Origin of the sequence: Mycobacterium sp. (assembly GCF_050700595.1) — a bacterium.
Classification (GTDB): Bacteria; Actinomycetota; Actinomycetes; order Mycobacteriales; family Mycobacteriaceae; genus Mycobacterium.
In genome coordinates, this window is sequence record NZ_JBOHHI010000063.1 from 1 (window position 1) to 9436 (window position 9436).

The following is a 9436-nucleotide window of genomic DNA, read 5'->3' on the forward strand; positions in this document are numbered from 1 at the left end:
GATGTCAGGCCGGGCGATGTCAGGCCCGGGCTGGTCAACCCGGGGCTGGTCATACCCGGGGAGAACCCGCCGGAATTGCCGGTCAGGCTGGGCACCGGCGGCAGGTTGACCCCGAACTGCGACAACCCCTGCGACAGCGCGTTTATCAGTTCACCGGGCAGGTCGGTCATCCCGGCTGCCCGCACGAACTCGTGATGCTCGGCCGCGGGCTTGGTGTCGGCCGCCAACTGGGTGCATGCGACATAAGCAAAAGGACTTGCGACGGCCAGGGCGGCGACTGCGCTCATGGCTGTCGAGAGCCTGCGTCGACGTCGGTTCGGCACGGAAGTCTCCTCAATCTGGACTGTGTGGTCATGTCGGTGAAGCGACATGGTGCCTGACGGTTACGGGTGTCAGGCCCACGTGATTGATGGTACTAGCGTGGCTGGTGAGGCTAGAGTGGTGATATCGAATCGTGAGGCAATCGCGACTTTCATTGACCGGGCGGGCACGCCGCGACCCCACCCGATGCTGGTCGTCGGCGCAACCCCACTCTCTCGGGAGCCGCCAACCGGGCTGCGGGCACCCGGTCGGATACCCTAGGCAACCGATGACCGCTCGCTTTGACCTTTTCGTCGTCGGCTCCGGCTTTTTCGGCCTGACGGTTGCCGAGCGCGTGGCCACCCAGCTCGACAAGCGCGTCCTTGTCGTCGACAGGCGCCCGCATATCGGCGGTAACGCCTACTCCGAGCCGGAGCCGCAGACCGGCATCGAGGTCCACAAATACGGCGCACACCTGTTCCACACCTCCAACAAGAAGGTGTGGGACTACGTGCGGCAGTTCACCGAGTTCACCGGCTACCAACACCGGGTGTTCGCGCTGCACGACGGCCAGGCCTACCAGTTCCCGATGGGACTCGGCCTGGTCTCGCAGTTTTTCGGTCGCTACTTCACTCCCGACCAGGCCCGCGCGCTGATCGCCGGGCAGGCCGCGGAGATCGACACCGCCGACGCGCAGAACCTCGAGGAGAAGGCGATCTCGCTGATCGGCCGGCCGCTCTACGACGCGTTCGTCAAGGGCTACACCGCCAAACAGTGGCAAACCGACCCGAAAGAGCTGCCGGCGGCGAACATCACCCGGCTGCCGGTGCGCTACACCTTCGATAACCGCTACTTCAACGACACCTACGAGGGCCTGCCGGTCGACGGCTACACCACCTGGTTGCAGAATATGGCCGCTGACGAGCGCATCGAGGTCAGGCTGAACACCGATTGGTTCGACGTCCGCGACGGGCTGCGCCGAGAGTCCCGGCGGGCCCCTGTTGTTTATACCGGTCCCTTAGACCGGTATTTCGATTACGCCGAGGGTCGTTTAGGCTGGCGCACACTGGATTTCGAGGTTGAGGTGTTACCCATCGGAGACTTTCAGGGCACCGCGGTGATGAACTACAACGATCTCGACGTGCCCTATACCCGCATCCACGAGTTCCGGCATTTCCACCCCGAGCGCGACTACCCGGCCGACAAGACGGTGATCATGCGGGAATACTCCCGGTTCGCTGACGACGACGACGAGCCGTACTACCCGATCAACACCGAGGCCGACCGCGCGTTGCTGGCCGCCTACCGGGCCAGGGCGAAAGCCGAAACCGCCTCGGCGAAAGTGTTGTTCGGCGGCCGGTTGGGCACCTATCAGTATCTGGACATGCACATGGCGATCGCCAGCGCGCTGAACATGTACGACAACGTCCTCGCGCCGCATCTGCGCGATGGCCTGCCGTTAGAGGAAAGCGTCCGCGGATGAGTGAAACAGCCGTGAGCCTACTGGCCAGAGTCATCCTGCCGCGCCCGGGCGAACCGCTCGATGTGCGCAAGCTCTATTTGGAAGAGTCGACCACCAACACCCGCCGCGCGCACGCGGTGACCCGTACGTCGCTACAGATCGGCGCCGAGTCCGAGGTGTCGTTCGCCGCGTATTTCAATGCCTTTCCGGCCAGCTACTGGCGGCGCTGGACGACGCTGCGCTCAGTGGTGCTGCGCGCCGAGTTGACCGGTGCCGGACGCGTCGACCTCTATCGCACCAAGGCCACCGGGGCGCGGATATTCCTGGAGGGGCGGGGATTTGGCAGTGATGCCGATCATGCGGTGGTGTTGGAGTTCGAGGTCGAGCTGGACCCGTTCGAGGACGGCGGCTGGATCTGGTTCGACATCACCACCGACAGCGACGTCACGCTGCGCAGTGCGGGCTGGTATGCGCCCGTGCCGGCGCCGGGCGTGGCAAACATCGCGGTGGGTATCCCGACCTTCAACCGGCCCGCCGACTGCGTCAACGCTCTGGCCGAACTCACTTCGGATCCATTGGTAGACAAGGTGATCGGTGCGGTAATCGTGCCGGATCAGGGCACCGCGAAGGTGCGCGACCACCCAGACTTCGCCACCGCGGCCGCGCCGCTGGGCAACCGGCTGTCCATCCACGACCAACCCAACCTGGGTGGTTCGGGCGGATACAGCCGGGTGATGTACGAAGCGCTGAAAAATACCGATTGCCAACAGATCCTGTTCATGGACGACGACATCAGCATCGAGCCGGACACCATTTTGCGCGTGCTGGCGATGCACCGTTTCGCGAAGGTCCCGACGCTGGTCGGCGGGCAAATGCTCAACCTGCAGGAGCCGTCGCACCTGCACATCATGGGCGAGGTGGTAGACCGGTCGAAATTCATGTGGACCGCGGCGCCGCACGCTGAATACGACCACGACTTCGCCAAATTCCCGTTGAGCGACGACAACATTCGCAGCAAGCTGCTGCACCGGCGCATCGACGTCGACTTCAACGGCTGGTGGACATGCATGATCCCGCGGCAGGTGGCCGAAGAGCTGGGCCAGCCACTGCCGCTGTTCATCAAATGGGATGACGCCGACTACGGTCTGCGCGCCCGCGAGCACGGCTACCCCACCGCCACGCTGCCCGGCGCCGCGGTCTGGCACATGGCGTGGAGCGACAAGGACGACGCCATCGACTGGCAGGCGTATTTCCACCTGCGCAACCGCTTGGTGGTGGCGGCCATGCATTGGGACGGAGACGTGATCGGCCTACTGCGCAGCCACCTGAAGGCGACCTTGAAACACCTTGCCTGCATGGAATATTCGACTGTGGCCATTCAGAACAAAGCCATCGACGACTTCCTCGCCGGCCCGGAGCACATCTTCTCGATCCTGGAAAATGCGCTGCCGGAGGTACACCGCATGCGCAAGGCGTACCCGGATGCGGTCGTGTTGCCCGCGGCCAGCGAGCTGCCGGCACCGTCGCGCAGGCACAAGGCGATGAAGCCACCGGTCAATCCACTGGCGATCGGCTATCGGTTGGCCCGCGGCGTGCTGCACAATGCCACCAAGGCCGACATCGTCTATCACCAGCGCCCGCAGCTGAATGTGCCGACTCAGGACGCGCGGTGGTTCCTGCTGTGCACGCTCGACGGCGCCACTGTCACGACCGCCGATGGACGCGGCACGGTCTACCGTCAGCGCGACCGGGCCAAGATGTTCGCGTTGTTGTGGCAGTCGCTGCGCCGCCTGCGCCGGTTGGCGGCCCGTTTCGACGACATGCGCCGGGTCTACCGTGACGCCCTGCCGATGCTGTCCGGCAAGCAGAAGTGGGAGACCGTCCTGTTGCCCCAAAACGACAATGGCTGAATCGGCACGGCCGCGTGGCGAAGTCGCGGCGTTGGTGGCGATCCAGACGGCATTGGCGCATCGGCCGGGGGCACTGGCCGCGGCGCGAGGGCTGTCGTATTTCGGCGAACACAGCCTCGGATGGCTGGCGGTTTCGGCGCTCGGGGCGCTGCTGCAGCCGCAGCGGTGGCGGGCCTGGCTGCTGGTCGGGGCCGGCGCGTTGACCGCGCACGCCGCCGCGGTGCTGATCAAGCGGCTGGTGCGGCGCACCCGGCCGGGCCATCCGGCGGTCGCCGTGCACGTCGGCACACCGAGCCGGCTGAGCTTCCCATCGGCGCACGCCACCTCCACCACGGCGGCGGCCATCTTGCTGGCCCGGGCCACCGGGTCGCCGTTGCCGGCTGTGCTGGTGCCGCCGATGGCGTTGTCGCGGATGCTGCTGGGCGTGCACTATCCGAGTGACGTGGCGGTCGGCGTGGCCCTCGGCGCGGCCGTGGCCGGCGTCGCCGCCCGGATCGACGGCTCGCCGTCGATGAATTCAGGGGCAGTTCGATGAGTGAGGACGTGGAGGACATGTCGTCGGTGGCCGGACCTCCGGCAAACCTGATCATGGGCATCGTCAAGGCGGTCCGCCCGCGCCAATGGGTGAAGAACCTGCTGGTGCTGCTCGCGCCGCTGGCCGCGTTTGGCACCGACATGCGTTACGGCTATGTCGAGGTGTTGGGCAAGGAGGCCGTCGCGTTCGGGGTGTTCTGCCTGGCCGCCTCGTCGGTGTATTTGATCAACGACGTGCGCGATGTCGAGGCCGACCGCGCGCACCCCACCAAACGGTTCCGGCCGATTGCCGCCGGGGTGGTGCCGGAGTGGCTCGCCTACACCCTCGCCGCGATACTCGGGACGATCTCCCTCGTCGTCTCCTGGTGGCTGACCCCGAACCTGGCGCTGGTGATCGCGGTCTACCTCGGCATGCAGTTGGCGTACTGTTTCGGCCTCAAACACCAAGCGGTACTCGACATTTGCATTGTCTCGTCGGGGTTTTTACTCCGCGCGATCGCCGGCGGTGCGGCCGCCGATATCTACCTGTCACAGTGGTTTTTGCTGATAGCGGCGTTCGGCTCGCTGTTCATGGTGGCCGGCAAGCGTTATGCCGAGCTGCAGTTGGCCGAACGCACCGGTGCCAAGATCCGCAAATCGCTGGAGAGCTACACCAGCACGTATCTGCGCTTCGTCTGGACGATGTCGGCGACAGCGGTCGTGGTGTGCTATGGGTTGTTGGCGTTCGAGCGCGACCGCTATTCGGGCTCCTGGTACGCAGTTTCGATGGTCCCGTTCACGATCGCGATCCTGCGCTACGCGGTGGACGTCGACGGCGGGCTGGCCGGCGAACCCGAAGACATCGCGCTGCGGGACCGGGTGCTGCAATTGCTGGCATTGGCCTGGATCGGAACCATCGGTGTTGCTGTTGCGTTCAGATGACGCGACCGCCGTGTCGCCTCGCCGGCCCGTACCCACGCCGGCATTCCCCTACGGCACCTTGGTTCGGGTCAGTCTCTGGGTGAGCGTGGCCGCCGTCGCGGTGCTGTTCGGCTGGGGCGCCTGGCAGCGGCGCTGGATTTCCGACGATGGGCTGATCGTGTTGCGCACGGTGCGCAACATGCTGGCCGGCAACGGTCCGGTGTTCAACCAGGGTGAGCGGGTGGAGGCGAACACCTCGGTGGTGTGGACCTACCTGATGTACGGCGGAAGCCAGCTGGCCGGGCCTATGCGGATGGAGTATGTGGCGTTGGCGTTGGCGCTGACGCTCAGCCTGCTAGGGGTAGCGCTGCTCATGCTGGGGACCGGCCGGCTGTATGCGCCCGGCTTGGTCGGGCGGCGGGCGGCGATGGTGCCGGCCGGCGCACTCGTGTACATCGCGATACCGCCGGCGCGTGACTTCGCCACCTCGGGCCTGGAAAGCGCGCTGGTGCTGGCCTATCTGGGGCTGCTCTGGTGGATGATGGTCTGCTGGTCACAGGCTCATCGCAGCGCGGGCGGTCGCCGTTCCGGGGGGCGGGTGTTCATCGGTGTGCTCGCCTTCGTCGCGGGCTGCAGCGTGCTGGTCCGCCCGGAGTTGGCGCTGATCGGCGGGCTCGCGCTGATCATGATGCTGGTCGCCGCGCGGGGCTGGCGACGGCGGGTGTTGATCGTCGTGGCCGGGGGGCTACTTCCGGTGGTCTACGAGATCTTCCGGATGGGTTACTACGGGTTGCTGTTTCCCAGCACTGCGCTGGCCAAGGACGCTGCCGGCGACAAATGGCCGCAAGGCATGCTCTACCTGTCCAACTTCAACAGGCCCTATGCGCTGTGGGTTCCGGCGGTGGTGCTTGCGGTGCTGGGCCTGCTGCTGGCGCTTTCCGCCGGGCGCGGCAGGCGCGTTCGGCACACCCCACCGGCCGGATACCGGCGGCTGGCCCGGACGGTGCAAAGCCCGCCGGCCGTGGTGGCCTTCATTCTCGTCAGTGGGCTGCTGCAGGCCCTGTACTGGATTCGTCAAGGCGGCGACTTCATGCACGGCCGGGTACTGCTGACACCCATATTTTGTTTGCTGGCACCGGTCGCGGTGGTGCCCGTGGTCGTGCCGGACGGGACGAGAATCTCCCGGGAAACCGGCTATTGGCTGGCCGGTGCGACGAGTGTGCTGTGGCTGGCGGTTGCCGGCTGGTCGCTGTGGGCGGCGAACTCGCCCGGTCTGGGCGACGACGCCACCCGGGTCACCTACTCGGGCATCGTCGACGAGCGCCGGTTCTACGCGCAGGCGACCGGACACGCGCATCCGTTGACCGCCGCGGACTACCTCGACTATCCGCGGATGCGTGCGGTGCTGGTGACGCTCAACAACATCCCGGAGGGGGCGTTGCTGCTGCCGTCCGGCAACTACTACCAGTGGGACGTCGTCCCGGCGATCCCGTCGTCGACGCCGCCGCCAGACCGCAAGCCACCCGAAACCGGCCCGCACACAGTATTTTTCACCAACCTGGGCATGCTCGGCATGAACGTCGGCCTGGACGTGCGGGTGATCGACCAGATCGGGCTGGCGAACCCGCTCGCCGCGCACACGCCGCGTCTGCGGTACGGCCGAATCGGCCATGACAAGAACCTGTTCCCGGACTGGGTGATTGCCGACGGCCCGTGGGTAAAGGTCTACCCCGGCGTCCCGGGGTATCTCGACGACAAGTGGGTGAGGCAGGCCGAAGCGGCGCTGCAATGTCCGGCGACCCAGGCGGTGCTCAACTCGGTGCGCAGCCCGATGAGCCCGCACCGGTTCCTTTCGAACCTGATGCACTCCTACCAGTTCACCAAGTACCGGATCGACCGGGTCCCGCGCTATGACCTGATCCGGTGTGGCCTCGACGTGCCCGAGTTCGGCGGCAATCCCAACACCGGCATGCCGGCCACCGGGCCGTAGCGCTTGCAGCGTCGAGTGTGAATCCTTGCTTTCGAGTGTGAATCCTGGGCGGAAACCGTCACGAGATCACGCCCTACGTTCACACTCGAAACCCAGGATTCACGCTCGGCAACTGACCGGTGCCCATAACGGTCCACGCCGTGACTGGTGTGACAGACGAGGCAGCGAGATTCGACGGACGGCGGAAAATCTCGCCCAGCGACACAGCAACGCGGTATTCGACTTGTTACCAGTGGACAACCACTGCCGAGCACAGTCGCAACGCAGTCGCTCGCCGTCCGCGCGAAGCACGGATGGGTGTGCTCGATGAGAACCCTCGCCCGAAGTTGTGGTTGACTGGCCGGGCACAACTGCGCCCGCCGCTAGCCCGAGGCGGCAGTCGGACGATGCAGTCGGAGCTAACGAGGGATGGGCCCAACAAAGATGAGGAAGCACGGATGAAGCTTGTTGACAGAGTTCGTGGCGCGGCTAAGGGGATGCCGCGCCGACTCGTGTTAGGGGCCGTTTCCGCGGCCCTGCTGCCCGGGTTGATCGGCGCCGTCGGTGGCTCGGCGACGGCGGGGGCGTTCTCCCGGCCGGGTCTACCGGTCGAATACCTGCAAGTGCCGTCGGCGGGGATGGGCCGCGACATCAAAGTCCAGTTCCAAAGCGGTGGACCCAACTCGCCGGCGGTCTACCTGCTCGACGGGCTGCGTGCGCGGGACGACTTCAACGGCTGGGACATCGAAACCCCGGCCTTCGAGTGGTACTACCAATCCGGTCTGTCGGTGATCATGCCGGTGGGCGGGCAGTCCAGCTGGTACACCGACTGGTACAGCCCGGCCTGCGGCAAGGCCGGCTGCTCCACCTACAAGTGGGAGACCTTCCTGACCAGCGAGCTGCCGCAGTACCTGCAGGCCAACAAGCAGGTCAAGCCCACCGGCAGTGCCGCGGTCGGCCTGTCGATGGCCGGGGCGTCGGCGCTGAACCTGGCGAACTACCACCCGGACCAGTTTGTCTACGCCGGCTCGATGTCCGGTCTGATGGACCCCTCCCAGGGGATGGGCCCGTCGCTGATCAACTTGTCGATGGGTGACGCCGGCGGTTACAAGGCCAAGGACATGTGGGGTCCCAAGGAGGACCCGGCCTGGCAGCGCAACGACCCACTGCTGAACGTCGGGACGACGGTCGCCAACAACACCCGACTGTGGATCTATTGCGGGAACGGCAAGCCGTCGGAACTCGGTGGCGACAACCTGCCGGCGAAGTTCCTCGAGGGCTTCGTGCGGACCAGCAACATCAAGTTCCAGGACGCCTACAACGCCGCCGGCGGCCACAACGCGGTATTCAACTTCCCGGCCAACGGCACGCACAGCTGGGAGTACTGGGGTGCCCAGCTGCAGGCGATGAAGCCTGACCTGCAGCAGTCGCTGGGCGCAACACCCAACACCGCTCCGGCGGCGCAGAACACCGCGAACAGCCACGGCGCCTAACGGCTCGACACAATGCACTAACGGCGGCGGCCCGCAAGGGTCGTCGCCGTTAGCCATTTCCGGCCTCCCGTGCTGCTCGGTGTGATTCACTACCTTCCGGGACGGGGCCATGGATACACGAGTGAGGTGGACATGAGACGTCTGTCGATGCTGCTACCGGTGCTGTTCGCGTTTGCAGTCGGATTGGGAAGTGTCAGCGCGATCGGCGGACCCAGGGCCCACGCCGCGAACTACGAGACCCTGATGGTGCCGTCGGCGGCGATGGGCCGCGACATCCCGGTGGCCTTCCTGGCCGGCGGTCCGCACGCCGTGTATCTGCTGGACCCGTTCGACGCCGGAGAAGACGTCAGCAACTGGGTCACCGCGGGCAACGCGATGAACACGCTGGCCGGTAAGGGAATCTCGGTGGCCGCCCCGGCGGGCGGTGCCTACAGCATGTACACCAACTGGGAGAAAGACGGCAGCAAGCAGTGGGACACCTTCCTGTCCAGCGAGCTGCCGGATTGGCTGGCCGCCAACAGGGGATTGGCTCCCGGCGGCCACGCGGCCGTGGGCGCCTCGCAGGGCGGATACGGGGCGATGGCGCTGGCGTGCTTCCACCCGGACCGGTTCGGCTACGCCGGTTCGTTGTCGGGCTTCCTGTACCCGTCGAGCACCACCACGAACGGCGCGATCACCGCCGGCATGCAGCAGTTCGGTGGGGTGGACACCCAGGGCATGTGGGGCGCGGCACAGTTGGGTCGGTGGAAGTGGCACGACCCGTACGTGCACGCCTCGCTGTTGGCGCAGAACAACACCCGCATTTGGGTTTACAGCCCGATGGGCGGGGCGAGTGACCCGGCCGCGATGATCGGTCAGGAGGCCCAGG

Annotated in this window: 7 protein-coding genes and 1 pseudogene; 7 read left to right on the forward strand and 1 reads right to left on the reverse strand. The window is 66.1% G+C overall.

Annotated elements, in window-relative coordinates; genetic code table 11:
* Positions 1–323: pseudogene (locus tag ACRDTL_RS06140) on the reverse strand (hypothetical protein); the annotation flags it as partial.
* 266 nt (positions 324–589) lie between these two features.
* On the opposite strand from ACRDTL_RS06140, the gene glf reads away from it, so the two are divergent.
* From glf to ACRDTL_RS06175, 7 genes are all read left to right on the forward strand, one after another.
* Positions 590–1783 (forward strand): UDP-galactopyranose mutase, encoded by a 1194-nt coding sequence (gene glf, locus ACRDTL_RS06145; RefSeq protein ID WP_431505822.1) that lies wholly within the window; start codon positions 590–592, stop codon positions 1781–1783.
* Positions 1780–3672, forward strand: a complete 1893-nt coding sequence (locus ACRDTL_RS06150; protein WP_431505823.1) for a glycosyltransferase — start codon at positions 1780–1782, stop codon at positions 3670–3672. Before glf ends, ACRDTL_RS06150 begins: the two co-directional genes overlap by 4 nt.
* Positions 3665–4207, forward strand: coding sequence for a phosphatase PAP2 family protein (locus tag ACRDTL_RS06155; protein ID WP_431505824.1), 543 nt, complete (start codon positions 3665–3667; stop codon positions 4205–4207). The genes ACRDTL_RS06150 and ACRDTL_RS06155 overlap by 8 nt, the downstream gene beginning before the upstream one ends.
* On the forward strand, positions 4204–5127 hold the full coding sequence (locus ACRDTL_RS06160; protein ID WP_431505825.1) for a decaprenyl-phosphate phosphoribosyltransferase: 924 nt from the start codon (positions 4204–4206) through the stop codon (positions 5125–5127). Before ACRDTL_RS06155 ends, ACRDTL_RS06160 begins: the two co-directional genes overlap by 4 nt.
* The gene (gene zomB, locus ACRDTL_RS06165; protein ID WP_431505826.1) at positions 5105–7096 is read left to right on the forward strand and encodes a flagellar motor control protein ZomB; all 1992 of its coding nucleotides are present in this window, start codon (positions 5105–5107) and stop codon (positions 7094–7096) included. Before ACRDTL_RS06160 ends, zomB begins: the two co-directional genes overlap by 23 nt.
* A 437-nt stretch (positions 7097–7533) precedes the next feature.
* Complete coding sequence (gene ag85A, locus ACRDTL_RS06170; RefSeq protein ID WP_431505827.1) at positions 7534–8568, forward strand: diacylglycerol acyltransferase/mycolyltransferase Ag85A; 1035 nt, start codon at positions 7534–7536, stop codon at positions 8566–8568.
* Between the two features lie 132 nt (positions 8569–8700).
* On the forward strand, positions 8701–9436 hold a 736-nt coding region (locus tag ACRDTL_RS06175; RefSeq protein ID WP_431505828.1), incomplete at its 3' end, for an alpha/beta hydrolase-fold protein.

Bases quoted from the DNA above. Each gene is read 5' to 3' on its own strand.
- glf (WP_431505822.1), top strand. From the start codon at position 590: ATGACCGCTCGCTTTGACCTTTTCGTCGTCGGCTCCGGCTTTTTCGGC.
- ACRDTL_RS06160 (WP_431505825.1), top strand. From the start codon at position 4,204: ATGAGTGAGGACGTGGAGGACATGTCGTCGGTGGCCGGACCTCCGGCA.
- ACRDTL_RS06155 (WP_431505824.1), top strand. From the start codon at position 3,665: ATGGCTGAATCGGCACGGCCGCGTGGCGAAGTCGCGGCGTTGGTGGCG.
- ACRDTL_RS06150 (WP_431505823.1), top strand. From the start codon at position 1,780: ATGAGTGAAACAGCCGTGAGCCTACTGGCCAGAGTCATCCTGCCGCGC.
- ag85A (WP_431505827.1), top strand. From the start codon at position 7,534: ATGAAGCTTGTTGACAGAGTTCGTGGCGCGGCTAAGGGGATGCCGCGC.